16 protein-coding genes and 2 pseudogenes are annotated in these 26,325 nt (G+C 70.1%); 7 read left to right on the top strand and 11 right to left on the bottom strand.

Annotated features, from left to right (window positions below; genetic code table 11):
* The first annotated feature begins 85 nt into the window (after window positions 1–85).
* The 4 genes and pseudogenes from ACEZDE_RS07990 (at window position 86) to ACEZDE_RS08005 (ending at window position 2,198) form a co-directional block, all read left to right on the top strand.
* Window positions 86–535, top strand: a complete 450-nt coding sequence (locus ACEZDE_RS07990; protein WP_380533992.1) for a replication initiator — start codon at window positions 86–88, stop codon at window positions 533–535.
* Window positions 532–729: a hypothetical protein gene (locus ACEZDE_RS07995; RefSeq protein ID WP_380533908.1), complete on the top strand. Its 198-nt coding sequence runs from the start codon at window positions 532–534 to the stop codon at window positions 727–729. Before ACEZDE_RS07990 ends, ACEZDE_RS07995 begins: the two co-directional genes overlap by 4 nt.
* A pseudogene (locus tag ACEZDE_RS08000) lies at window positions 726–910 on the top strand (helix-turn-helix domain-containing protein). Before ACEZDE_RS07995 ends, ACEZDE_RS08000 begins: the two are co-directional and overlap by 4 nt.
* Window positions 907–2,198, top strand: a pseudogene (locus ACEZDE_RS08005) (tyrosine-type recombinase/integrase). Before ACEZDE_RS08000 ends, ACEZDE_RS08005 begins: the two co-directional pseudogenes overlap by 4 nt.
* 48 nt (window positions 2,199–2,246) lie before the next feature.
* Here the strand turns inward: ACEZDE_RS08005 and ACEZDE_RS33750 are convergent.
* The 4 genes from ACEZDE_RS33750 to ACEZDE_RS08025 all read right to left on the bottom strand — a co-directional run bounded on the left by ACEZDE_RS33750 (window position 2,247) and on the right by ACEZDE_RS08025 (window position 10,276).
* On the bottom strand, window positions 2,247–2,483 hold the full coding sequence (locus ACEZDE_RS33750; RefSeq protein WP_449341703.1) for a helix-turn-helix domain-containing protein: 237 nt from the start codon (window positions 2,481–2,483) through the stop codon (window positions 2,247–2,249).
* 9 nt (window positions 2,484–2,492) lie between these two features.
* On the bottom strand, window positions 2,493–2,678 hold the full coding sequence (locus tag ACEZDE_RS08015) for a helix-turn-helix domain-containing protein (RefSeq protein ID WP_380533912.1): 186 nt from the start codon (window positions 2,676–2,678) through the stop codon (window positions 2,493–2,495).
* Window positions 2,679–2,879: 201 nt separating this feature from the next.
* A complete protein-coding gene (locus ACEZDE_RS08020; protein WP_380533913.1) occupies window positions 2,880–3,200 on the bottom strand; it encodes a hypothetical protein in 321 nt (106 codons plus the stop codon).
* The gene (locus ACEZDE_RS08025) at window positions 3,200–10,276 is read right to left on the bottom strand and encodes an RHS repeat-associated core domain-containing protein (protein ID WP_380533915.1); all 7,077 of its coding nucleotides are present in this window, start codon (window positions 10,274–10,276) and stop codon (window positions 3,200–3,202) included. Before ACEZDE_RS08025 ends, ACEZDE_RS08020 begins: the two co-directional genes overlap by 1 nt.
* Before the next feature lie 339 nt (window positions 10,277–10,615).
* On the opposite strand from ACEZDE_RS08025, the gene ACEZDE_RS08030 reads away from it, so the two are divergent.
* The 3 genes from ACEZDE_RS08030 (at window position 10,616) to ACEZDE_RS08040 (ending at window position 17,878) form a co-directional block, all read left to right on the top strand.
* Complete coding sequence (locus tag ACEZDE_RS08030; RefSeq protein WP_380533917.1) at window positions 10,616–14,434, top strand: FG-GAP-like repeat-containing protein; 3,819 nt, start codon at window positions 10,616–10,618, stop codon at window positions 14,432–14,434.
* Between the two features lie 139 nt (window positions 14,435–14,573).
* Window positions 14,574–15,668, top strand: coding sequence for a non-hydrolyzing UDP-N-acetylglucosamine 2-epimerase (wecB, locus tag ACEZDE_RS08035; RefSeq protein WP_380533919.1), 1,095 nt, complete (start codon window positions 14,574–14,576; stop codon window positions 15,666–15,668).
* Window positions 15,650–17,878 (top strand): glycosyltransferase family 4 protein, encoded by a 2,229-nt coding sequence (locus ACEZDE_RS08040; RefSeq protein ID WP_380533920.1) that lies wholly within the window; start codon window positions 15,650–15,652, stop codon window positions 17,876–17,878. The genes wecB and ACEZDE_RS08040 overlap by 19 nt, the downstream gene beginning before the upstream one ends.
* Before the next feature lie 80 nt (window positions 17,879–17,958).
* Here the strand turns inward: ACEZDE_RS08040 and ACEZDE_RS08045 are convergent, their stop codons facing one another.
* From ACEZDE_RS08045 to ACEZDE_RS08075, 7 genes are read right to left on the bottom strand one after another with little or no spacing between them, the layout of a single operon-like run.
* A complete protein-coding gene (locus ACEZDE_RS08045) occupies window positions 17,959–19,350 on the bottom strand; it encodes a glycosyltransferase (RefSeq protein WP_380533922.1) in 1,392 nt (463 codons plus the stop codon).
* 22 nt (window positions 19,351–19,372) lie between these two features.
* Window positions 19,373–19,930, bottom strand: coding sequence for a hypothetical protein (locus ACEZDE_RS08050; RefSeq protein WP_380533924.1), 558 nt, complete (start codon window positions 19,928–19,930; stop codon window positions 19,373–19,375).
* Between the two features lie 9 nt (window positions 19,931–19,939).
* Window positions 19,940–21,145: a glycosyltransferase gene (locus ACEZDE_RS08055; RefSeq protein ID WP_380533925.1), complete on the bottom strand. Its 1,206-nt coding sequence runs from the start codon at window positions 21,143–21,145 to the stop codon at window positions 19,940–19,942.
* A 47-nt stretch (window positions 21,146–21,192) separates the two neighbouring features.
* Window positions 21,193–22,476, bottom strand: coding sequence for a nucleotide sugar dehydrogenase (locus tag ACEZDE_RS08060; protein WP_380533926.1), 1,284 nt, complete (start codon window positions 22,474–22,476; stop codon window positions 21,193–21,195).
* Window positions 22,476–24,068 (bottom strand): glycosyltransferase family 2 protein, encoded by a 1,593-nt coding sequence (locus tag ACEZDE_RS08065; RefSeq protein WP_380533928.1) that lies wholly within the window; start codon window positions 24,066–24,068, stop codon window positions 22,476–22,478. The genes ACEZDE_RS08060 and ACEZDE_RS08065 overlap by 1 nt, the downstream gene beginning before the upstream one ends.
* A complete protein-coding gene (locus ACEZDE_RS08070; protein WP_380533930.1) occupies window positions 24,055–25,083 on the bottom strand; it encodes a Gfo/Idh/MocA family oxidoreductase in 1,029 nt (342 codons plus the stop codon). Before ACEZDE_RS08070 ends, ACEZDE_RS08065 begins: the two co-directional genes overlap by 14 nt.
* Window positions 25,080–26,189 carry a DegT/DnrJ/EryC1/StrS family aminotransferase gene (locus tag ACEZDE_RS08075; protein WP_380533932.1) on the bottom strand — a complete coding sequence of 370 codons (1,110 nt, stop codon included), beginning with the start codon at window positions 26,187–26,189 and terminating at the stop codon, window positions 25,080–25,082. The genes ACEZDE_RS08070 and ACEZDE_RS08075 overlap by 4 nt, the downstream gene beginning before the upstream one ends.
* Between the last annotated feature and the right edge of the window lie 136 nt (window positions 26,190–26,325).

The following is a 26,325-nucleotide window of genomic DNA, read 5'->3' on the forward strand; positions in this document are numbered from 1 at the left end:
CGGTGGGGCCCCTCTGTCGTTCCGCCGCCCCCGACCGACTTCACCGGCGACGGACCCGTCACCGACCCGGCATGTCGCCGCCTACATCGCCAAGTACGCCACCAAGGGAGCCGAGACCACCACCGGCACCATCGACCGCCGACTGCGCTTCCTCGCCGAACTCGCCCAGCACGGCCTCACCGACCACGCCCGCCGCATGATCCACACCGCATGGCACCTCGGCACCCAGCCCCAGCACACCCACTTCCGCCTGCGCCAGTGGGCCCACATGCTCGGCTTCCGAGGCCACTTCTCCACCCGCACCCGCCACTACTCCACCCCCCTCACCCACCTCCGCGCCGAACGCACCACCTGGCGCACCCGCCAAGACGACACCCAGGAACGGCCTGCTGACGGCCGGTCGGTCACTGACCAGCACAGTGACCGAGTGACCGCGCTGACCCGACCACCGGTCACACCGGCTCCGACACCGGTCACCGCAACGGTCACCACGCGCGGAGCGGGCGAGGCGCCAGCACGGACACCACCCTGGTGATCGCGCACTGGCAGTACGCCGGAACGGGCCTCCTGCCCGAACTCGCCCACCTCGCCGACCTCCTCGCCGCCGCACCGCAACCCCGGGCCGACCGAACAGCCCACCCCCTGCAGGCGCGACGCGCCGACGACCGAGCCGGTCACACCACCGGCCCGGCAACCGGAACCGTCGCCCCGGCGGAGGCGAGCGCGTGACCGCCGACGCCGAACTCCTCACCGCCCCCGAGGTCATGGCCCACCGCAAGATCAGCCGCACCGCCGTCTACGACCTCATCCGCACCCGGCAACTCGCCTCCCTCACCCTCGGCCGCGCCCGCCGCATCCCCACACAGACGCCCTGAACACCCTCATCCACCAACAACTCGAACAGGCATGACCGTCCCCGACACCAACCACACCCCGACCAACTCGCGCAAGGTCGGGGCCAACAGCGACGGCACCGTCTACCAGCGCAAGGACGGGCGGTGGGAGGCTGCCGGATACGTCCTGGCGGTCGGCGACACCCGCAAGCGCATCCGCGTCTACGACAGCACCCGGAAGGAGGTTCTGGCCAAGCTCACCGAGAAGACAGCCACCAGCAACCGCGGCGTCCCCGCACCCTCCGCGCAGGGCAGCATCACCGCGTTCCTCACCTACTGGTTGGAGAGCGTCGCAGTCCACCGGCTCCGCGATAACACCCACACCCGCTACACCGCTGTCGTCCGCCTCTACCTCCTCCCCTGCCTGGACAAGAAGAAGCTCGCCAAGGACGTCCGCACCTGGCTCGACCACCTCCGCACCACCTGCCGGTGCTGCACACGGTCTCGACACCACCCGCGACCAGCCGCAGTGCTGCGCGGTCGGAAAGTGCTGCCGCAGGCGGCTGTCCCCACTGACGCTGGCCTACGTACACTCCGTGCTCAAGTCCGCCCTGGAGCACGCCGTCCGTGAAGAGGAGATCCCCCGCAACGTCCGCATGGGCACACCCTGACCCCGCCGCTTCGAACCCCTCACCGCCGAGGAAGCGCGCGACTTCCTCGCCGCCACGGTCGGGCACCGGCTGAGCGCGCTGTTCGAACTCGCCCTGCGCACCGTACTGCCGCAAGGGCGAACTCCTCGGCCTGCGCTGGGAAGACCTCGACCTGGCCGGCGGAACCGCCAGCATCCGCCGCACCCTCCAGCGCACCAACAGCCACGGCCTGACCGCGCTGCCGACCAAAACCCAGAGCTCGGAACGACGCATCGCCCTGCCCACCGAGTGCCTGCACTCCCTCCAACAGCACCGCGACCGGCAGCGCCAGGAACGCGAGGCGGCAGGGACGGACTGGAAGGCGAGCGGCTACGTCTTCACCCGGCCCGACGGCAACTCGATCGAAGGGGCCACGCTCACCCGGCACTTCAACACCCTGCTCCGCCGGGCTGCCCTGCGGCGAATCCGGTTTCATCATCTCAGGCACTCGGCAGCAACGCTCCTTCTGGAACAGGGCGTCGAACTCGTCGTGATCAAAGAGCTGTTGGGCCATGCCCACATCGGCGTGACCGCGACGGTGTATGCCCACGTCCGGCTCCGCCTCCAACGCGACGCCATCGACCTCCTCGCCAACGCCCTCCGCAACCCCAGCGAGCCCCTCGCGGGACCCGACGACGGGGACGAGCCGCCCACTTGTGCAGCACTCGTCCGCTGACGTTGCCGTCAACTACTGCCGTCAGACACTCCAGCCGCCGCGGTGGTTTTACCTGGTCCACACCTCGCTCCGCCACCGCTCCACCGCCGCGTCGTCGCGCTCCAACGCGCGACGGGCCGGCACCTGCGGGGTCCAGCCGTGCCGCCGCAGCAACTTCCGCACACCCTGCACCGTGTACTCCACCCGGAACAGCCGGATGATCAGAGCACGGACCCGGAGCAGCGTCCAGCCCTGCTCCTCGTCCCACCCGTGCGCCAGCGTTCCGCGCCCCAGCTCACGCTCCAGACGCTCCCACTACTCGGCGCTCAGCCGTTCCACGCTCACCGGGCCCCTCGAGCGCAGGGCCTCCACCCCGCCCTCACACCACAGCCTGCGCCACTTCTCGACCCGGCCCACCCCGACATCGAAAGCCGCGGCGATATCAGTGGTCCTCTCGCCGCGCGCGAACCACTGCGCCGCGTCCAGCCTCACCCCGCTCACGGGCCGCCTGATCCTTCGGCGTCAGCCCGCCCCCTCGCCCGTATCTCACCCTCTCGTCGTACTGCAACGATCATGGAACGCCAGGCGGCCCACCCCAACGAGTTCAACCTCAGCAACTGGCGCAGTAATCACCAACCGTGAACCGACACTCCACAGGGAACAGCTTTCAAGGCCGCCTGAAAAATTAACACAAGACGGCCTCTAAGAGCTGGAAGCTACCTCATGTTCGAGCAACCTTTCCAGCTCGCCAAAATAGGCACCATTCTTTGCGACATCCCAGCTCTCTTCGCCACCGAGTTCCACTTGCAGCTCGCGAGTTGCAGCAAGGAGAGCCTGCGCCAATGGTGCTCGGACTTCCTTCAAATGCGCTTCAAAATCTACACCATAGTCGAAGATCTCCCACTGCATGTCGTCAAGACCCGCCGCACGGAGCCTTTCCCGGGTCCTATCCAGCAGCTTATTCCAGCCGCGCTGACCAACAGACCAATCACTGCCATCGGTAAAACCTACAATGGCGGACATTAGTACCCATCTCCCAAAATGATTGCAGGGCTATTTGCGGGCCCCCTGGTCGCAGCCCAGGAATCCATTGCGGAAAAGATAGTGTCAATCTGGGAGCTGCTAGCACCAGTAAGATCTAGCACCGTGTAATCAGCGCTTTTCTGATAGAGATGCTTCTGCAGCGAGGATAGGAACTGTCGAGCGTTCCATCGCTCATAGGCGCTAGTGGTGCCAATCGCATCATAGGTCTTACCATTTGTGTCAATGAAGTCCTCTGGCGCATTGTTCTCCACAAATCCTCGCAGCTGTCCTCCACTATACGAAGGATCGGCCATGAGACGTGCTGCAGTGTCGCCTTCCCCTGGCTTCAAGGCCGCTTCAGAAAGAGGGCAGGCCGTCGCATTATGCACCAAGATCGGCGTAGTACCGGCCAGTACATAGTACGTGTGGAGCTCGGCGACCGTGAGGTTATAGGTGACGATGTGGCTGGTGTAGTCGCGTACGCGGGTCACCGTGGCCGAGGTGTCGCCGGCGACGCTCAGTTTGTCGCCGACGGCGAGGTCGGCGGCGTTCGTCCAGTGCTTGGTGGTCGCATCCCAGTACGGGTGGTGCTGGGTCGAGGTGATGAAGCGGTCACCGGCTGCGGTGTGGACGGTGAGGTCCGTGAACTTCGTGTCTGTGAGCGTTTTGATGACCGCGGTGACGGGTTCGGCTTCGACGGTCCCGGTGACCGGGTCCTTGGCCAGGACGGTGTCGCCGACCTTGACCTCGCGGATTTCGACGGCCTTGCCGTCCGCCAGCAGTACGAGCGCGGCACCAGGAAAGCTGTTGGCATTGCACAGAGTACCTACGGCATCGGCCAGTTCACTGTTCGTGAATCCCTTGCCCAGGCTGAGTTCCATCGCCTTGCCGGCGACGATGGACGCCACGGCCATGCCGACATTGCAGTCGTGGGCGTCGCTGCAGGCGGGGAGGAAGTCCCGTTGCAGGTCGGTTTCCATTTCGGAGAACCGTGCACCGGACACAGGCGTGTCGTACGCGCTGGGATCGTCGCAGTCGTAGCCGCCCCCGTTCTGCGCGCAATTCTGCTTCACGATCTGGTAGAAGGCCTGCCGGAACTGGGAGAAATTGGGGAGGTTGTTGGGGACGAAAACGTTCGGATAGATCTCCGTCGTGCCGGTAGTGGTGGTGGGGTCAGGCTTGGACATGTCCTGGCAGGTGCGGTCGCACTGGGTCAGGGCGGTGCAGCTGTCGGTGTCCGCACAGCCGCTGGTCCCCTGGCCGCCTTCCGCCGCCCCCGCGTTGGGGTCGCAGGCGGTGTCGCCGTTCTGACCACATTCCGAGCGCAGGCCGTTGGGGTCCGTCTTCGTGACGGGGTTGTCGCCGGCGTAGGCGTAGCCGCCGATCTGGTTGGGGTCCGCCGCTTCCAGGACGGGGTCGGGGCTGATGAAGCGGCCCAAGGCCGGGTCGTACTCGCGGGCGCCGAGGTTGGTCAGGCCCGTCGTCGTGTCCTGGGTGCCGCCGACGAAGCCCTTGTCGCTGTGCCAGGTGGCCTCGGTGGGAGCGGCGCCGCGGGGATTCCCGTAAGGGTCGAAGGCACGGAAGGTGGGCGTCTGGGCAGTGGAGTTCAGGCTGAGGACTCCGGTGCCCTGGTCGTTGGCTGCGGTGAAGGTGTAGCCGGTACCGGCCGCGTAGCGGGAGACGGTGGTGCCGTCGGGAAGGGTGATGTACCGGGTGCCGCCGAGGGTGGCGGTGTTGGGGTTGTAGGTGAGTTCCTGGCCGGGCAGGAAGAGGGTTTCGCTGCCGTCGGGGTCGGTGCGCAGGAGCTGGTTGCCGTCGGCGTCGTAGAGGTAGGTGGTGGGGTTGTCCTGGCCCGTGCTGCTGAGTGAGCTGAGCTGGTTCTCGCTGTTCCAGGTCAAGCTGTCGGTGCCGGGGGTGGCGGTGGCGCTGATGTTGTTGCCGTCGGCGTCGTAGCCGTAGGTGGCACCGGTCAAGGTGCCGTCGGGCAGTGTGGTGGTGCTGCTGGAGAGGGTGTCGGGCTGCTGGGTCGGGGCGCCGGGCTTGCCGTAGACGTAGCTGGTGGTGGTGTCACCGGTCTGGGTGCCTGTGGCGTGCTGATCCTGGGTCAGGCGGTTGCCGTTCCCGTCGAACGTCCAACTGGTCCAGTAGGGGTTGGGCCCGGTCACGTCGGGTGTCGACGGCGGCCCGGAGACGGGGGACGACGGGCAGGGATCCGCAGTGGTCCAGGCAGCGGTGAGGCGGTCCAGGCCGTCGTAGGTGTAGCACTGGGTGTCGGTGCTCGTGCCGTTGTTCTGCGCGTCACTGGTGCGGGTGATGTTGCCTGCGGGGTCGTAGGTGTAGGCGGTGTCGTCGACGGTGGCCGGCGCGGTGGCTCGCTGGGTGTTGACGTCGGTCAGGCGCCCGGTGTGCTGGTCGTAGCTGTAGTTCAGTGAGGCGCTGTTCAGGCGCAGGCCCAGGGACTCCTTGGAGACGCGGGAGTACGCATCGTACGTCGTCCCCGAGGCGTAGGTGGCAAGCCCGCCGATGCTGTTGGGCATGTCCAGGGCGTTGTAGCCGGTCGTGATGGTCTCGGCGGGCAGGGTCCCCGCGCTGGGCATGGTGGTGGCCAGCGGAAGACCGGTGGTGGCGGTGTAGGTGTCGGTGTAGGTGAAGGTGCTCGCACCGAACGCGGTGAGCGCGGCGGGCAGGGTGACCTTGGTTCCGGTCGGCTGTCCGGTGACCGTGAAACCTGTGACGGCCTGGGTGTAAGCACCGGCTGGAGCGGTCGCGGTGGCATTGCCTGCGGTCACGTAGCGCGTGGCCGCGGTCTGCCGTCCGATACTGTCGGCCACCGCGGGGTCGTCATAGGTCCAGGAGGCGAGTTCGGGAGCGGCGGTGGTGGTCCCGTCGTACTCGGCGGTCTTGCGTCCCAGCACGTCGTAGGCGTAGGTGAGGGCCTTGCCGTCGGCGTTGACGGTCTGCGTGAGGTGCCCGCCCGCGTCGTAGGACAGCTGGGTCTGGCCGGTGTCCGGGTCGCTCTGCGCGGTCTGCTCGCCGAGGAGGTTGTAGCTGCTGGTCCGGACGTTCCCGGTGGGATCGACGATCTTGGTCAACTGGCCGCGCCCGGCGGCGGCGTCGTAGGTGTAGCGGGTGGACGCCGACGTGCCGCCGGTGACCTGGTCGCCGTTGACGGTGGGGGCGGTGAGGTAGTCGTCGGTCTCGACGGTCCGGCCGCGGGCATCGGTGACCGTGGTCACGGTGGTGCCGCCGGTGGGCGGGATCGTCGTGGTCCGGTCACCACCGTAGACGGTGCGTGTCTGCTCACCGGGCACGGGCACGTTCAACTGCTTGGGGGTGTCCAGTACCGCACGGCCCTGAGCGTCGAAGGTGATCAGGTCCTGATCGGGCACCAGGTTGTCGGTGGCCGAGTAGAGCGTGGTGCCGGGTGTGCCGGTGCCGTCCCAGTAGGCGCTGTTGACCTTGTACGCCTGGCCACGGGAGTTGTAGAGGGTGTCGGTCAGCAGCCGACCGCCGGCCGGGGTGGGGGTCTGCGTCTGGCGGGGGCGCAGCAAGGCGTCGAAGAGCTGCACGTTCGAGGTGTAGATACCGCCGCTGCCGTCGGTGAGGGCTTTGGTGGTCACCGTGCTCGGCGCACTCGCGGAGACGTTGTAGCTGCTCGTGACGCTGGCGCTCTGGGTGGCCTTGGAGCGGCCGGGCAGCCAGACCGCAGTCGTGCGCCCCAGGGCGTCGTAGGTGGTGTCGGTCTCGGCTCCGTTCGCATCGACGGAGGCTGTGGTCAGGCCGCGGTCCGGCGAGATCGTGGTGGTGGTCGTCTGCTGCTTGGGGTTGGTGACGACGAGCTTGGTGGTCAGGCCGGCGACAGTGGTGAAGGTGCTGGTGGTCTTGTTCCCCAAAGCGTCCCAGCTGACGTTGGCACGTCCGTAGCCGTCGTAGGAGGTCGCGTTGGTGATCTGGTAGGAGAAGGCTCCGCCCGCGTAGCCCTTGGCCTTCTCCAGCAGAGTGGGTTCCCCTCGGGTGGGCGGGGTCTGCGGGAGCGCCGGAACGGTGGGCGGCCAGCTGGTGGGGGCCGTGTCGTAGAAAGTGCGGGTGTCGGAGATGACCCCGTCGGGACGGGAGACCGCGGTGGGATAGCCCAGGCCGTCGGTGGTCGCCTTGTTCCCGGTGGCACACGGGCCCTGGTCGGTCTCCGACTCCGCCACCAGACCGCTGAGGTTGGTGGTGGTGTTGGCCGGGGCGTAGGTGACACTGGTGCACTTCTCCTGGGCGGGCACCGCGATGTCACCGTGGTCGTCGCTGTACTCGAGCAGTCCCGTGGCCGGGTCGTAGCCCTGGTCCAAACGGGTGCTGCGCCAGGTGGTCGCCGCGCCGGAGGTGATCGCCGTGGTGGTGCTGGTCGCTGAGGGGCGCACCATGGTCGCCGTCAGCGCGGGCAGGCCGCTGCGGGTGCGGGTCGCGGTGGCGGCGCTGATCCAGTAGTCGTCGACCGTGGCGGCGACAGCGGAACCCGTCGCGCCGTTGTACGTGATGGATTCCCGGGTGCGCCCGGCCAGTTGGTCGGAGTCGGTGACGACGGTCGCGGCGCCGGGGACGGTGACGTGCGAATCCAGGGTGACCCCGGCGGTGCGGCTTCCGCCTGCGGGCAGGGTGTCGCCGTCCATGCCCTGGAAGTAGAGCGTGTCGGTGCGGGTCTGACCGTCGGCCGCGGATCCGGTCAGAGTCTCCACTCTCGGATAGCCGCGCCACTGGCCCCAGGTCCGGTTCTTCGGCTTCACGACCTCGTTGTCGTCATAGTGCCATCCAGGATTGCCCTGGTACACGTAAGACGTCACCAGTGCAGCCGAACCACCCGTGCTGTCGTTGTCAGTCACGGAAGTGACCAGGTACTTGTTGAACCAGTCCAGGATCGGGGTCGCCTGGCCCGGCGGACCCCAGTACACCGGAAAGCACCGGCTGGTGTTCGCCGACTGGGCCACTCCGGGCGTACAGGACGAGTCACTGTAGGTCACCGCGATCTGGTCACCGGTCTCCGTCGTGATCCCCGTCAACCGGTAGCGCACCAGATCCGGGTATCCGTCACCGATGTTGTAGCGGTTGGCCATCGGCGCACCCGCGAAGGTCACCGCCGGCGTGCCGGTCGTCCCGTCGCTGCCGGTATGGACCAACTGACTCAGCCACAGCGTCTTCGCTGTCCCGTCTCCGGGGCTGGGCATCGTCTGCGTCAACGCGTACGAGTCGACGGCGTGGTAGGCACCACTCTGATAGATCTCAGTCGCGATACTGGCCAGCCGCTTCGTGGTCCAGAACGACGGGGTGTGGTTGCTGCAGCTGGCACCGCTGTCGCAGTTCAGGTCGTAGGGGACGTCCGGCCAGTCCGCGGTGTGGCCCGCGATCGGGTCGCAGGTGGCCGCCACGCATCGGTCGCCGACGGTGAACTGTACGCGCTGGGGGGCGCTGGCGCTGTAGGCGTTTCCGCTGGTGAAACCGTAGTCGATGTGGTCCAGGTTTCCGGCACGGACGTAGGGGACGCCGGTGGTCTTGTTGTCCGCGCCGTAGTAGTTCGTCTCGGTGTCGTAGTAGTACGCCATGGCGTTGCCGCGCGGGTCCACGACGTAGTCGAGATTCCACTGCCAGGCCTGGGAGCACGAGGCGCTGGCGAACGTCGCGTTGTAGCAGGGGTCGCCCTTGTGGGCACCGTAGACGGGCACGGTCCACGCGGAGTTGGTCGTGGCCTTGCCGGTGGTCCAGCCGGGCAGCCGGTTGAGGCCGAAGAAGTACTGGGTGCCGTCGGTAGTGGTGATCTTCCAGTAGTCGCCGTCGTAGGTGCCGTTGTTGCCATCCGTCAGCAGTTCGACCTTCTCGCCGTCGTCGTTGGACATCCGCCAGCCGGTGAGCGTGGAGGCGTCGGCCACGATGTCACCGGAGGTCGATCCGAAGGCGACGTGGAGGATCTGTCCGTCCCAGCACTCGTCGTCGACGGCGGGGGCAGTCTGGGTCGGATCGTCCGAGCAGGCGAGGTAGGAGCGGGTGATCGATCCGGGCTGGTAGTCCCAGCCGTCGCCCACCCAGGAGGCCTGGTTCTGGGTGGAGGCCAGGCGTCCGTCCACTGACTGCGAGTCGTAGGACAGCGCTACCGACGGCACCAGGCCACCGGCCGCGGGGGGCATGGTGACGGGATACGAGTAGGTGAAGTCACCGCTGGAGCCGCCCGCCGTCCAGGATCCGGACGGGGTGAGCGGGGTCGCCGAGAAGTCCCCGACGCCGCCCGTAGGACTCGACGTCAGCGCTATCACCATCGGTGCCGCGGCCGAGCCGGCCACAGCTGCGGAGCGGGCGGCGGTACCGGTCGCCGCCGGAGCGGCGGCCAGCGTGACCTGGGTGCTGACCTGGGCGGACACCGGGTCATTGGTACTCGCCAGCGGCGTCTGCCGCTGACATGCCGCCACCGTCGGCGTGGTCAGGGCACACGCGGGCAGCCGAACCAGGCGCAACCGGTCCGACCAGTCGCCGCCGTAGGCGCCCTTGAACGCCGCGTAGTCGACCGCGATCCCGGCTTCACCGCCGCCGGCCGTCGCGGCAGCGGTGAACAGGAGGCCGTTGACGCCGGACTTGAGCGCGGTGGCGTGGTCGAGCATCCGCACCGCGACCTTGCCCGGCGTGGCGGTCGGAGTGGGCGCCGCTCCCTTGGCCGCCGCCTTGGCTCCGGAACGGCCAGCGGCGGCAACCGGGGTCACCCACACCGGGAGCTTCCCCGCACGCACCCGTCCGGCAGCCGTGGACGGGGCGTCCGTGGGCGCGGCGGGTCCGTTGAGCGCTGCGGTCGCGGTGGTGGCCGCCGGCCAGGTCACCGCCGCCGCCTTGGTCACGGCGACACGGGTGTCATCACGCAGCGCGACCTTGTGGCCGGCGACCCGCTGCACCGGAACCGACGCCACCTGGGAGACGTGCGGCGGCTGCGCGGCGGCTGCCTGGACCGCGAACACCGGCACCGACGTCCCGGCCGCCAGCACCGCCAGCACCACCGCCTGTGCGATCACCGCAGAACCGCGAACCCAGCGGCCCTTCCCCCACGTGCCCATGACAGCCCCTCTGAAGATCATATGAACAGGCAGAGCCTACGAGTAAGACACTCATACCGAACACAGACGTCATCTCTTCTCCACATATGGCGACAGCATTTTGCCCAACCATGGTCACAAGTAGCGAAATTTGCGGACATTACGCTGCGCGAGCCGAGAGAGCTCGGGGCAATGACAAGAAGATTGCCAATGTTTGGCAAAAACTCTGCGGCTTCCCCGGTGGGGGTTTCAGAACATATCCGGACAAGGTGACCCCGTGGATCCCGGGGCGGCCTCCCGGCTGTCTCAGGTGGGATCTAGCCTGCGCCGGAAAGCGACTCCGACTTCGGAAGGAACGGCGTGAACCCACGACCGACCACCGCCCGCCGAGTACGGCGGACCGCCGCGCTCCTCGCGGTCACCGCACTGGGAGCGGCCGGCCTCGCCGTTCCCGCCCAGGCCGCACCGCAGACCGCGCCCGCCGCGGCCCGAGACGACGGCTCCCCCACCGCCGCCGCCACCCTCAAGGCACGGACCACGGGCAAGCCCGTGCCGATCACGGCGCTCACCACCGCGACCCGGCAGGTCACCGCACAGCCCGACGGGAGTCTCACCGACACCCTCAGCGCCCTGCCCGCCCGGGTCTTCCAGGGCGGCCGGTGGGTGCCGATCGATACCACCCTGCGACGCAACGCTGACGGGACCTTGAGCCCCACCGCCGTCGCCACCGATCTGGTCCTGTCCGGCGGTGGCGACACCGCCCTGGCCACACTGACCGCCTCGGGCCGACACCTGTCCATCGCGTGGCCCACCGCCCTGCCCGTCCCCACCCTGGCCGGCGACACCGCCACCTACCACGAGGTCCTGCCCGGCACCGACCTCACGGTGACGGCCACCGACCAGGGCGGCGTCAGCGAGGTGCTGGTGGTCAAGACCCCCCAGGCCGCCGCGAACCCCGCCCTCAGGCAACTCGACCTGGCCACCACCGGCCCCGGCCTGAGTGTCAGCGCCGACGCCCACGGCAACCTCACTGCCAGCGACGCCCACGGCGACCCCGTCTTCTACGCCCCCACCCCCGCCATGTGGGACTCCAGCACCTCAACGCCCCCTACCGGCAACACCGCCGGAGTCGTCGGCAACGGCCGTTCGACCTTCCGCACTCCCGGCTTCGGGGCGCACCGCGCGAAGATCGCCACCCGGGTGACGGGCGGTCACACCGTCAGTCTGGCACCGGACGCCTCGATGCTCACTGCCAGTACCACGCACTACCCGGTGTACGTGGACCCCACCTGGAGCTTCTGGACCGGCAAGAACGGGCCCGGCTTCGCCGAGGTCCAGGCGGGCTGCGCCGACTCGGCGAACTCCTACGACAACACCACCTATGAGTCCGACGGCGAAGGTGTGGGCTACAACGGCTGGTCCGGCTGCATCGGCGTCGAGGAGACCTACTACCAGTTCACCCTGCCGGCGGCCGTCTACGGCACCGACATCAACGACGCCACGCTGAAGACGTTGGAGACCTACACGTCGTCCGGTTCGCTGAGCGCCACCGTCAGCGCCCACCTGGCCACCAGCGCCATCGGCAAGACCACCAGTTGGAACACCCGCCCCGGTTACGGAGCGGCACTGAACCCCCAGTCCGTGGGACCGGCCACCAGTTCCTCCCAGCCGAGTACTGGATTCACCGTCACCTCCGCGATCACCGGCGCCAAGAAGGGCGCGGTGGTCACCTTCGCCCTGACCGGCGACGAGAAGTCCGCCGACCGCGACTACCTCAAGCGCTTCTCCACCACCCCGACCCTGGTGGTCAAGTACAACAACAAGCCCAAGGTCGCCAGTGCCTACACCGCTCCCGGCAGCAGCTGCGCCAAGTCCGCCACCGCCCCCACCATCGGCAGCACCGCGATCACGCTCAAGGCCGAGCTGACCGACATCGAGTCCGGCAGCACCATGACCGCCCACTTCACCTACTCGCACGACGGCGGCTCCCAGATCGCCGCGTCCCCCGCCACCGGTTCCCCGTCCGTCCGGAGCGGCGGCGTCGAGCAGTGGAACATCGGTGACCTGCCCTCGGGCAAGTACAGCTGGAACGTCTACGCCGACGACGGCATCGACCATTCGGCCACCACCACCTGCTACTTCACTGTCGACGCCGACGCACCGGCGGCGCCCTCCATCACCTCCTCGCTGTTCCCCGTCACCGACCAGGACGCCACCGCCACCCCCAACCCCGACCGCACCACGAACAGCCCCTACGACTTCACCTTCACTCCGCCCGCCGGCACCACCGACGTCAAGAGCTACTCCTACGCCTGGGGCACTCCGCCGCCCACCGTCAACCCCACGCAGACCACTACCGCCGCCGGCGGCAGTGCCCCCACCCCGATCACCCTGATCCCGCCGGGCATGGGTCTGAACACGCTCTACGTGCGTGCGATCGACGCGAGCGGCAATGTCTCCACTACCGCCCAGCAGGACTTCTGGACGCACTACACGAACCCGACGGCGACGCTCGACAACGACTTCAACGACGACGGCACGCCTGACGTGATCGGTGTCGGCAGCGCGGCCAACCCTGGCCTGTGGCTGTACAACGGCGCTGCCGGACAGAAGCTCGAGCCCCCGGTCCAGATCGGCAACCAGGGCACCTTCGGCGGAGGCGGTACAGCCGACGACTGGGACGGCGCCCAGGTCAGCCACGGCGTCCTACTCGGTGATGAAGAGGCCTACCAGGACCTGCTGGTCCACAACGGCCCGGCCCTGGACATCTACGCGGGCAGCGGCAACCCCGGCGACGGCAGCAGCTTCTCGGCCTCCGCCGACGCCAACAGCGTCACGCCGGTGCTGCAGGTCGACGGTTCCGGCCAGGAAGTCCCCGCCGACTGGGACAACGACCGGCAGATCGTCCCTGCGGGAGCCCTCGACCCGAACCTTGGGAGCGGGATCTGGATCAACCCCAATGTGAGCACGGGGGTGGGCGCGGACCTCTGGGCCGTCCAGGGTGACGAGCTCGGGTACTACGCGGCCGGCTCGACCACCGGCGACTACAGCCCCTTCCAAGTGATCTCGACCAGTGGCTGGGCCAATAAGACGATCGTCAATGCGGGAACGGTCGGCGGTCTGCCCGCACTGTGGGCACGCGACAACACCACCGGCGAACTCGACCTCTACACCGGCAGCTCCGACCCCGCCACCGGCATCGTCGTCGCCGGTTCCCCGGGGACCAGGACCGTCGTCGCCACCAGCGGGTACGCCACCACCGACTACGCCATGCTGGAGTCCGCCGGGGACACCGGCCCGGGCAACTGCCCGCAACTGTGGGGCATCTCCACCGCCAGCATGACGTTCAGTCTGATTCCGTGCACCGGTCCGACCACGCTCGGTGCCCCCGGTGTCGCCACCGGAACGGCCAACGGGCTGGAGGGCATCGACGGCGCGGAGAACACCTTCACCTTCGCCGGGATCGCCGACTTCAACGGCGACGGGCATCCCGACATCATTGCCGCAGACAGCATCGGCCTCCTCTGGCTCTACCCCGGTGACGCGGGCCACGACCTGCACACCCCGCGCGTCCTGATCGGACACGGGTGGGGGACCTTCACCTTCGCGGGCGTCGGCGACTGGAACGGCGACGGACATCCCGACGTCATCGTCCGCGACGCCACCGGGGTGCTGTGGGTCTACCCCGGCAACGGCAGTGCCGGCTTCGGTCCCCATTTCCAGATCGGCAACGGCTGGAACACGCTGACCTTCGCCGGAGTCACCGACTGGAACGGCGACGGACACCCCGACGTCATCGTCCGCGACGCCAACGGAGGGCTCTGGGTCTACCCCGGCAACGGCGGAACCGGCTTCGGTCCCCATTTCCAGATCGGCAACGGCTGGAACACGCTGACCTTCGCCGGAGTCACCGACTGGAACGGCGACGGACACCCCGACATCGTCGCCCTCGACGCCAACAACACGCTGTGGGTCTACCCCGGCAACGGCGGAACCGGCTTCAGCGCCCGCATCCAGATCGGCACCGACTGGGGCAACCTCACCTTCGCCGGCAGCACCGACTGGGACGGTGACGGTCACCCGGACGAGATCGCACGCGACTACTACGGGCGACTGTGGGTCTACCACGGCACGGGTACCGCGTTCGGCACCCGCAGCCAGATAGGGAGCCGCTGGTAGAACCTCGCGGCGGCGCCGACCCGGGGCCCTGGGCCCGACAACTGCCACCGCTGTCTACGATGGGCGCAGACATCTCCCGAAGGACACCGGGCCGCTCCGGCTCGGTGCGCGACGGGGCGGCCCGGAAGAAGAGTACTGAGTGAAGGTCATCAGCATCGTCGGCGCACGACCGCAACTGGTGAAGCTCGCAGCCGTCGCGGCCGCGTTCGCCGGGACAGGCCACGAACACCTGATCGTGCACACCGGACAGCACTACGACGCCGACCTCTCCGACGTGTTCTTCTCCGGCCTCGGCATCCCGGACCCGGACGTCCACCTCGGCGTCGGCTCGGGCAGCCACGGCGCGCAGACCGGATCGGTGCTGACCGCCCTGGACCCGGTGCTGGAGCGGGAGCAGCCGGACTGGGTGCTGGTCTACGGGGACACCAACTCCACCATCGCCGGCGCCCTCTCGGCGGTGAAGCAGCACCTCCCGGTGGCCCACCTGGAGGCGGGGCTGCGCTCCTTCAACCGGCGGATGCCGGAGGAGCACAACCGGGTCCTCACCGACCACTGCGCCGACCTGCTGCTGGCCCCCACCGAGGAGGCCATGCGCCACCTCGCCGACGAGGGCCTCAAGGACCGCGCGGTGCTGGCGGGCGACGTGATGGTCGACATCTGCCTGCGGATCCGCGACGCGGTCCGCGCCGGGGAGCACCCGCGGCCCGAACTGCCCGAGGGCATCGACCCCGACCAGCCGTTCCTGCTGGCCACCCTGCACCGTCCGGACAACACCGACGACCCGGCCCGGCTGGCCGCCCTGGTGCGGTCGCTGGCCTCGCTGCCGCTGCCGGTGGCGCTGCTGGCCCATCCCCGCCTGGTCGCCCGCGCCGCGGAGCACGCCATCCCGCTCACCCAGGGGTCGCTGCATGTCGGCCGGCCGCTGCCGTACGCGGGCCTGGTCGCCGCGGTGCTGGCCTCGCAGGGCGTCGTCACCGACTCCGGCGGCCTGCAGAAGGAGGCGTTCCTGCTGGAGCGCATCTGCACCACGGTCCGCCCGGAGACGGAGTGGGTGGAGACGGTCCGGACAGGCTGGAACACCCTGGTGGCCGATCCGCAGCTGCTGCCGGCCGACGCCTGGGCGGCGACAGTGACCCGGCCGGTCCCGACCACGGACCCCGGAACCCCCTACGGCGACGGCAGGGCCGCACGGAACGCCGTCCGGATCATGGAAGAGTGGATGACCAACGGATGAACCGCCATGTGCTCTATCTCGCGCTCGGCGCCTACCGCGTGGCTGCCGCCACCGAGCAGGTGACGGCGCTGGCCGCGGCGGGTGACTCCGTCGTGCTGGTCGCGCCCGGGACCCCGGCCTGGGACGGTCCGGCCACCGCGCTCGGCGCCCTGGACGGCGTCGAGGTGGTCCGGCTCGAACCCGACCGGAACGGCTCGGTCGGGAAGGCGGCGGAGAGGCTGCTCGGCCGCCGCTCCGGTCCGCTCGCGGCGGCCGAGGTGCTGATCGCCGGTGACGCCCAGGCGCTGCCGGCGGCCTGGAACGCCCAGCGGCGCAAGCCCGGCCTCGAACTCCGCCTGGAGCGCCACGAGACCGGTGGCCGCACCGCCGCCCCTGCCGACCTGGCCGTGCTGACCCCCTGGTACCCCTCGCCGAACAACCCGCTGGCCGGAGCCTTCGTGAAGGCGTCCACGGCCGCCGTCGCCGACCGGTTCGGCAAGGTCGCGACCTACCACACCGAGGACTGGTCCGGGAAGGTCGACCCGAAGACCAACACCACCATCATGATCGCCGCGGAACGGCTGCGGGCCCGGCCGGAACTGGTGCCGGTGCTGGACACCCCGGAAGGCGAACTGACCCGCGTCCCGGTCCCGCTGATGCACCGCAAGCACTACAAGCCCTGGGTGGCCGCCCAGACGCACGCGCTGGCCAAGGCCCTCCCCACCGGCCGGATCGAGGCCCCGGTGGTGCACGCCCACACCGGCGTCTACGGCGGCGTGCTGGCGATGAACCTGGCCCGGCCCGACGCCCGGATCGTGGTCACCGAGCACTCCAGCTTCCTCGCCAAGGTCTTCGAGCAGGCGGGCGGACGCGAGCTCTACCGCAGGGTGCTGGCGCGGGCCGACGCGTTCCTCTGCGTCAGCGGATCACTGCGCGACCAGGTCGCCCAGGAGTTCCCGGAGTACGCGGATAAGCTCCGGGTGGTGCCGAATGTCATTGACTTCGACCTGTTCACGCCGGGACCCGCGCGCTCTCCTGAGCTGCTGCGCTGGCTCTACCTCGGCCGACTGGTCGAGGACAAGGGCGTCCGCGAACTGGTCGAGGCGTTCGGCCGGGTGGCGGCGACAGAGCCCCGCGCCCGACTGACCCTGGTCGGCAGCGGCCCGTTGAAGGCGTCGCTGCTGGCCAGGGCAGCGGAGCTGGGGGTAGGCGCCCGGCTCGAGATCCTGCCGTCGGTCTCCCACGAGGACGTCAACGAACTGATGCACCAGTACGACCTGCTGGTGCACGCGAGCAGGGGCGAGACCTTCGGTATGACGGTCGTCGAGGCCGTCGCCGCCGGACTCCCAGTCCTGGTGGCCCGCAGCGCCGGACCGGTGGAGACACTGGCCGGAATCGGATCCACCGCCGGTGCGCTGATGGACGTCAGCGAGGACCCCCAGGTCATCGTGGACGCTTACTGGAGACTCCGGGGCGCTGTGGACCAGTTGGACCTGGCCGCGGCACGGGCGTCGCTGGAGGCCCGCTTCGGGCGGGACGCCGTGGCCGAACAGCTGATGGACGCCTACCTGGGCCCCGTCACCGCCGCGGTCCCCGACTCTCTCCCCGCCACCGCCTCTGCCGCCGAACCGGCACCGAAGGCGACCACGACCACGAGCGAGCCGGTCGGACGCGCGGTCGTGCTCGCGCTGACGCCACCGGCTCCCGAACGCACCGCACAGTTCGCCAACGAGCTGGTCCAACGCGGCGTGCAGGTCACCGTGGTCACGGCCAGGAGCAGGTCGCTCTGGGACAAGGCGGGTCTCGACCCCCGAACCGCCTTCGTGACCATCGAGAAGGCCGACAAGGGGCAACTCGTCCCCCGGGCCGAGCGGTTCGTCGTCTACAGCGCGCCGCGCCGGATCATCGGCAAGGCACGCCGGGTGGCCGCCCGGCAGGGGAGCCTCTCCCCCGAATACGCGATGACCCGGGTGTCCCGCGCGCACACCAAGGCGGCGGACGGCTTCCACGATCACCTGTTCCAGCCGGTCTACACGCAGGCCAGGCCGCTCATGCTGGCCCGGCTCGCCCGTCGCGGGGCGCTTCCGGGGATCGACCTGTCGGCGACCGACCATGTGTTCGTCGCCGACAACAACAGCGTGGCGACCGGCTGGGCCTGGGCCAAGAAGTACCCCCACCTGACCGTCACCAAGCGCCTGCGGAGCGACGTCTACACCGGGAAGACCGGCTGACGCCGCGTCGGAGGCACCCGTGCCACCGGGCCCCGCACCGGTGATCCGGCACGGGGGCCCGGTGGCACGGGCCGGGCAGGCTACTCCTCCGCGGCGCCGACCCGTGGGCGGCCGGCGATCTCGCGGAGCCGCTGCTCGAACGGGACCAGCACCGCGTCGCGCGCGTACTCGTCCGCGTGCCGACGGGCCTCCGCGCGCTGCTCCCGGGTGAGGTCACGGGCCGCCTTGCCCGCGGCGATCATCGAGGCGGCCAGGGCCTCCACGTCCAGGCCCTCGGCGTTGAACCAGAGCGGGTAGCCCTCCAGCACCTCCTCCGCGGCGATGCCCTCGGCGTGCACGGAGACGATGGGGTGCCCGGAGGCCATGTACTCGAAGATCTTGCCGGAGGTCACATAGCGACCGCCGCCCGCCACGAACACCAGGACGTCGGCGTCCTCGTAGACCCTGGCCACATCGGTCTTGGCGACCGGACCGCAGTAGCGCAGACCGGTCTCCCGCACCGCCGCCTCGGTGTCCGCGCCGTCCAGACCCAGGCGTTCGAGCAGCACCCGCGGGCTGTTCTTGAAGAAGCCCAGGTGTCCGTGCAACTGCAACTCGGCGTCGGCCAGGTCGGGGTGCGACCGGGCGATCCGGAACGCCTCGGCCATCTCCTCCACCGGCTGCTTCACGGTGAGGGTGCCCAGGTAGGCGAAGCGCAGCGGCCGCTCACCCTGCTCCAGCGCCTCGCGGTCCGCGACCGCCTGAGCCCGCGCGTCCAGCAGCACGTCGGCGTCCCAGCCGTTGGGGACCACCATCATCCGGTCGGCCACGTCGGGGTAGTGCTCGGCGTGCCAGGCTCGCAGCGCGTTGTTCACGAACACCGAGGCGGACGCGTCGGCCAGGGTGCGCCGCTCCCAGGCCCAGGCGATGTGACCGTCCGGGAAGAGCGGGACGTCGTGGAAGATGTCCAGCGTCCACGAGTCCCGGTAGTCCATCACGAAGGGGACGCCGGTGAGCTTGTGGAAGACCCAGGCGGCCGCGAAGGAGGCGAACGGGTTCCCGGTCGCCACCACCACGTCGAAGCGCTTCCTGGCGTGCATCCGCAGGGCCCGGCGGACGGTGGACCTGGCCCAGGAGAGGTAGCGCTCGGGGAAGACCCGGCCCTGCCCGAAGCGGTACAGGCTCCTGGCGAGGAACGGGAACCTCCGGCGCAGCGGGCTGAAGTCCCGCAGGTCCTCCTGCCACGAGTAGGTGTTGAGCCGCGGCCGCTCCACCCTGATCCTCGGGTCGACCGTCTCCACCAGGCTCTCGTCCACCGAGCCGACGACGTGGTGCAGAAAGTCCAGCGGTGCCGCGCAGACGGTGACGTCCCAGCCCTGCCCGGCCAGGTGGTTGGCGGTGGCCCTGGCCCGGTAGACCCCGCTCGCCCGGGACGGCGGGAAGTAGAAGGCCAGGTAGAGCACCCGCGGGCGTCGTTCGCTGCGGTTCTTCATCAGTGATCCTCGGTGGTTGGCGTCAGCGGGCGGCGGCGGACGGCGGGGTGTCGGCGGTGTCGATGCTGTAGGAGACCCCGGGTACGGCCGCGCCGGCCTTCTCCCAGCCGTCCAGCAGCCGCAGGGCGTGGGTCACCGACAGGGCGTCGGCGACCACCAGCAGGTCCGGGCCGTCCGGACCGCTGAAGCAGTTCTTGGCCATGGCCGCCGCGGCATCGGGCCACACCCGTCGGTGGAACGGCAGGAACACGCGCCGGTGCAGCCGGCCGGCCACCCCGCGTTCGTACGACGCCAGCACCCGGTCGAACCGCCGCCGCTGCCCGGTGGCACGGCCGAGCGCCTTCGCCAGCGACCGGGGCGCCCGGTGCAGCACTCGGCGCTCCCATCTGCGCGGCAGGTGGCGGCCCTCCAGCTCGTCGGCGGTCAGCACCTCGACGCCGGGGGCGAACTCCTGGGCGCTCCACGGCTTGCGCTGTCCGACCAGGACGACGGCTCGGCCGCCGGATGCCGCCACGGCGGCCGACTCCTCCAGAACGGCGCGCCTGCGGGAGGCGCCCAGTGCCAGGAACAGGACCTGCATGTCACTCCATCACGGGGATTCGGGGAACCAGAGACGGTAGTGCGCCTGGGCGACGGCGTCGAAGCCGTAGCTCTCGGCGAGGACCTTCCGGGCTCGTTCGAGGTCGAGACCGCCCGCGGAGAAGCGGTCCCGGAGCCTGCGGTAGCCGTCGGCGACCGACTCGGCGGTGTCCTCCACCTCGATCAGCTGGCCGGCCGCGTCCTCGATGCCGGCCAGCGTCCGCTCGGGGCCGCCGCAGCGGGTGACCAGCACCGGAAGCCCGGCGGCGAGGCCCTCGACGACGGTCATCCCGAAGGTCTCGTAGCGGCTCACATGCACCAGCAGGTCATGGCCGCGCATCAGCTCGAGCGCTTGCTCGTGCGGCAGGGATCCGGTGAACTCCACCGCCTGCTCCAGGCCGAGTTCGGCCACCCGCCGGGTCAGCGGCCCGCGCAGCACACCGTCGCCCACCAGGGTGAGGGTGAGTCCGGGCTCGTCGGCGCGGCACTGGGCGAACGCCTCGACCAGCAGGTCGACGCCCTTCGACTCGACCAGGCTGCCGAGGTACAGCCACTTGTGCAGCAGGGTCACCGGGGCCGGGCGCGGGGTGTCGAAGGAGATCGGATTGGGGATCCGCCCGATCTTCCCGGCGTGGTGCGGGAACTCCTTGCCCAACACCTCCACCACTTTGTCCCCCACTGCGAGGAATCCGGTGACCTGGTGCAGCAGTTGGTCGTAGAGGTCGCGCGCGACCGGGTCCGCGAGCACCAGGTCCAGGTAGGAGGCGTGCTCGGTGACGAACACCCGGGCGCCGGGGGCCGCGTTCCTGAGTGCGGCCCACCCCGAGGGGAGCCCGACATGGGCGTGCACCACCGGCGCCGGGACCGGCCTGCCGCCGAGGAGGTTCCGCAACTGGCGCTCGTGGTTCAGCGCCTGGTCGCCGTAGCCCTCGCTCCGCGGGGTGGTCACCGGGAACTGCACCAGTCGCGCGCCGCCCGCGGTCGGAACCGGCCGCGCCGCACGGGGCAGCAGCCTGGCGTTGGCCGCCTCGACCCGCTCCGCCTCACCGGGCGCCATCGGCGCGACCCAGGGGTCGCAGTGGTAGACCGTCATGCCGTCGCAGCCGGGAGCCGTGGCCTCGACCATCGCTTGGACGAACGACCCCCGGAAGGGCAGTTCGCGGGTCGGATACCACGGCGTGACGACCGCGGCCTCCCTGGCCGTCGTCCCGTCCACAGGCCCCTCCCCCGTCATGTCCCTGCTCCGTGCTTCCGGCGGCGGTGTCATCCGCCGATGACGATCCGTCGGACGCCCTGCCAGCGGGCCGGGTCGGTGGTGCGGCGGCCGTCCACCAGGACCGTGACGTCCGGCAGGTCGGCCGGCGCCAGCTCGCGGTACTCGGCGTGGTCGGTCTGCAGCACGGCGGCGGTGACCCGCTCGCCGGCGTGCGGCGGCAGCCCGTGCGCGGTCAGCTCCGCCGCGGTGTACATCGGGTCGGAGACGTACGGGACCGCACCGCGGGCCCGGAGCGCCTCCACCGTCGGATAGACGCCGGAGAACGCGGTCTCCTTGACGCCGCCGCGGTACGCCGCGCCGAGCACCAGCACGCCCACGCCGTCCAGGTCGCCGTAGGCGGCGGCCAGCAGGTCCACCGCGTACTGCGGCATCGCGGCATTGGCCTCGCGGGCGGACCTGACCACGGTCGCCGCCGGGTCGTTCCACAGGTACATCCGCGGGTAGATCGGGATGCAGTGGCCGCCCACCGCGATGCCGGGCTGGTGGATGTGGCTGTACGGCTGGGTGTTGCAGGCTTCGATGACCTTCTTGACGTCGATCCCGGCCCGGTCGGCGAACCGGGCGAACTGGTTCGCCAGGCCGATGTTGACGTCGCGGTAGGTGGTCTCGGCGAGCTTGGCCAGCTCGGACGCCTCGGCCGAGCCGAGGTCCCAGACCCCGTTCGGCCGCGGCAGGTCGGCCCGCTCGTCGAAGTCCAGCACCTGCCGGTAGAACTCCACCCCGTGCGCCGCGGACGCCTCGTCGATGCCGCCGACCAGCTTGGGGTAGCGCCGCAGGTCCTCGAAGATCCGCCCGGTCAGCACCCGCTCCGGGGAGAACACCACATGGAAGTCGCGTCCGGCGACCAGGCCCGAGCCCTCGGCCAGTTGCGGCGCCCAGCGCCCACGGGTGGTCCCCACCGGCAGCGTGGTCTCGTAGGAGACCAGGGTGCCCGGCCTCAACCCGGCGGCGACGGCCTTGGTGGCGGCGTCCATCCAGCCGAAGTCCGGGACGCCCTCGGCGTCCACGAACAGCGGGACCACGATCACCACCGCGTCCGCCCGGGCCACCGCGGCGGTGGTGTCGGTGGTCGCGGTCAACAGCCCGGCGTCCACCGCGGCCTTGAGCCGCCGGTCGAGCCCCGCCTCGCCGGGGAACGGCTCCACCCCGGCGTTGACCTGCTCCACGACCGTCTCGTTGACGTCGGCGCCGAACACCCGGTGACCCTTGGCGGCGAACTGCACCGCCAGGGGGAGGCCGATCTTGCCGAGCGCGACGACGCAGATATTCATCAGGATGCTTTCCTCTTCAAACGACTGCGCAGGACGGACGACAGCGGCACCGAGGTGACCACCAGCCGGCCCTTGGGATTCGTGGTCGGGGTGACCCGGTAGCGGCCGGTGTACCAGCGCCGCGGCCCCGGCAGCGGGACGTCGCCGGTACGCAGCGGGATCTCGTAGGTCGTGCCCGCCAGCTCCAGGTAGGCCCGAGCCGCCAGCGTCCCGGAGCGGCGGCGCAGCGGCAGTTCGGCCCGCAGCACCGTGCCCTGGCCGTCCGGATCGGTCGAGCTGGTCTGCGCCGCCGGCGGCGGGGCGCCCTCGTGGCCGGCCGGCAGCCGGCGCGCGCCGGCCTTGTCGGCACCGACCGGCATCGAGCCGGAGACGGTGCCGAGGACGGCCGCGGAGGTGTCCCCGGTCACCCCCACCCGGACGGTGAGGGCGAGCGCCGCGCTCCGGCCGCGGCCGCTCCAGGCGACCGACAGCAGTTCGGTCCGGGCGGCCAGTCGGCCCGGCACGAACTCGCCCACCAGCTCGTAGCGCCGGTCGGGCACGCCGAGCCGCTCGTCCCGGAACCCCGGGTAGCGGGCGAAGGCCCGGCCGTCCTCCAGGTGGAACGGCGGCGCGCCGTGCTCGGCCTCGGACCTTATCGCCAGGACCAGTTCGTCCACGGCGCCGCTCCCGGCCAGCGCGATCCGGATCCGGCGCTTGACGTCCATCGAGTCGGCGACGCCCTCGGTGAAGTAGGCGTCCGCCAACTGCCCGATCCCGGCGCAGATCTCCCGCTGCACCGCGGCGTCCAGGCTCGGGAAGTCGTCCTGGACCAGTTTGGCCAGCTCCCAGATGAAGTGCCGTCTGAGCACCGCGTCGCGCTTGGGCCCGGCCTCGATCAGCCCGGCCGCATGCTTCATGATCGCGGCGGTGCAGCGCAGCCGGGACAGGTGGTCGGCCCGGTAGGTGATGTTGCTGGCGTCGCCGCGCTTGACCGCGTAGTAGCAGGTGTAGTCGGCGATCACCGATATCCGCCGGGCCCGCACGCAGGCCTCGACGGTGAACGGCTGGTCGCTGCCGACCGGCAGGTCCTCGGGGAAGCGCAGCCCGTGCTCCTCGACCAGGGAGCGGCGGAACAGCTTGGTGTTGGCCAGCGTGAACGGCAGCGCCGAGTCGTAGAGGTCGACGTCCGGGTCGTTCTCCCGGTAGAGCGCCTGGTGGACGTGGCGGCCGTTGGTGCCGACCATCCGGCCGACCACGACGTCCGAGGCGTTCTCGTCGGCGCAGGCCACCATCCGCTCCAGCGCCTCCTCGCCGAGGAAGTCGTCGGAGCCGACGAAGTACACATAGCGCCCGGCGGCCAGGTCCAGGGCCCGGTTGCTCGGCGCGGCCGGGCCGCCGGAGTTGGCCTGGTGCAGCACCCTGACCGTGTCCGGGTACTTCTCCGCGAACCGGTCCAGTTCGGTGCCGCTGTCGTCGGTCGACCCGTCGTCGACCGCCACGATCTCCAGCCGGGACAGCCCGATGCTCTGCCCGACCAGCGAGTTCAGACACTCGGTCAGATAGGGCATGGTGTTGTAGACCGCTACGACGACGGTGACGTCAGGACTGGTCATCCCGCTCTCCCTGGACCGGACCGGGCAGCCGGACGGTTCTCCCGTGCTCGGCCGATTCGAGGACAGCGGCGGCGACCTCGACAGTACGCAGGCCCTGCCGGAGGGTGGAGATGTTGGAGGAGACACCGAGCACCGCGTCGCGGAAGTTCTCGTGCTCCACCTGCAGCGGCTCCCGCTTCGGTATGGCGTAGCGGATCATGTCACCCTCGGAGACGCCGCGGAAGGCACGCAGCGCCTCCCATTCGGTGGCCACGGCGGAGTTGGAGTGGAAGGTCAGGTCGGCGGTGAGGGTGTCGGCGATGAAGCAACCGCGCTCCCCGGTGACCGAGGTGAACCGCTCCTTGAGCGGGCTCAGCCAGTTCACCAGGTGGTTGACCATGGTGCCGTCGGCCAGCTGGCCCACCGCGGCGACCATGTCCTCGTGCGGGCGACCGCTCTTGGAGACGGTGCGGGCCGCGATCGAGGTGTAGTCGCGGCCGGTCACCCAGGCGGTGAGGTCGATGTCGTGGGTGGCCAGGTCCTTGACCACGCCCACGTCGGCGATGCGGTGCGGGAACGGGCCCTGGCGGCGGGTCACCACCTGGAACACCTCGCCCAACTCCCCTGCCTCCAGCCGCACCCGCAGGCTCTGCAGCGCCGGGTTGAAGCGCTCGATGTGGCCGACCCCGGCCACCAGGCCGCCCGACTCGAACGCCTCGACCAGGCGCCGGGCCCCGTCGACGGTGTCCGCGACCGGCTTCTCGATCAGCGCGCAGACACCGGCCCCGGCCAGCGCCAGGCCGACCTCCTCGTGCAGCGCGGTGGGGCAGGCCACCACGGCGTAGTCGATGCCGAGGTCGATCAGCTCCTCGACCGTGGACAGCACCGGAGCGCCTTGCGCGGCACCGTGCTTGTCGCCCATCGGGTCGACCACGGCGACCAGTTCGACGCCTTCCAGGCCGGACAGCACCCGGGCGTGGTGGCGGCCCATGGAGCCCAGACCGATCAGTCCGGCTCGCAGGCCCTGGGCGCTCACTGGTCCCCACCCAGCGCGTTCACGGCCGCGGCGACGCGGGCCAGGTCCTCCTGGGTGAGCGAGGGATGCACCGGCAGCGAGACGACCTCGGCCGCGGCGCGCTCGGTCTCCGGCAGGTCCCAGCTGCGGCCGGCCTTCTGGTCCGGCTCCCAGTACGGCTTCAACCGGTGGACCGGGGTGGGGTAGTAGACCGCGCTGCCGACGCCGGCCGCGGTGAGCGCGCGCATCGCCGCGTCGCGGTCACCGCGCACCCGGACCGTGTACTGGTGGTAGACGTGCCGGGCGCCGTCGGCGACCGGCGGGACCACGGCACCGGTGATCTGCCCGTCCAGGTAGGCGGCGTTGGCGCGGCGCTGCTCGGTCCAGGTGTCCAGCTTCGCGAGCTGGACCCGGCCGATCGCAGCGGCGACGTCGGTCATCCGGACGTTGGCGCCGACGATCTCGTTGGCGTAGCGCTGCTCCATGCCCTGGTTGCGCAGCAGCCGCAGGGTGCGGGCGACCTGGGCGTCGGCGGTGCTGATCATGCCGCCCTCCAGGGCGTGCATGTTCTTGGTCGGGTAGAAGCTGAAGGTGCCGGCCGTGCCGATGGCGCCGACCGGGGTGCCGTTCAGCGCGGCGGCGTGGGCCTGGCAGGCGTCCTCGACCACGGCGAGGCCGTTGCGTCCGGCGATGTCCATGATCCGGTCCATCGCGGCCGGGTGCCCGTACAGGTGGACCGGCATGATCGCGGCGGTGCGCGGGGTGATCGCGGCCTCGACCGCGGCCGGGTCCAGGCAGAAGCTGTCCGGCTCGATGTCGACGAAGACCACGTCGGCCCCGACCAGGCGGACCGCGTTCGCCGAGGCGGCGAAGGTGAAGGAGGGGACGATCACCTCGTCGCCGGGCCCGATCCCGAGGGCCAGCAGCGTGAGGTGGAGCGCGGAGGTGCCGGAGTTGACCGCGACGCAGTGGCGTCCGTCGACCAGCCGGGAGAACTCCTCCTCGAACGCGGCGACTTCCGGGCCCTGGACCACCAGGCCGCTCCGCAGCACGCGCACGGCCGCCTCGATCTCGTCCTCGCCGATGACCGGTCTGGCGGTCGGGATCATCTCGTTGTCACCCGGCATGGACGTCCTCCTTGTTGACACCAACGATGCAGCTAGTTATGAAAAGGACATATAGATGGTAAATGGCGCATGGCCACCCCTTGTACGCCATCGCCCCACCGGCACGTGTCGGCGGGGTTTTGCCGCGCGCGAGACC

Source organism: Streptacidiphilus cavernicola (assembly GCF_042510955.1).
Classification (GTDB): Bacteria; Actinomycetota; Actinomycetes; order Streptomycetales; family Streptomycetaceae; genus Streptacidiphilus; species Streptacidiphilus cavernicola.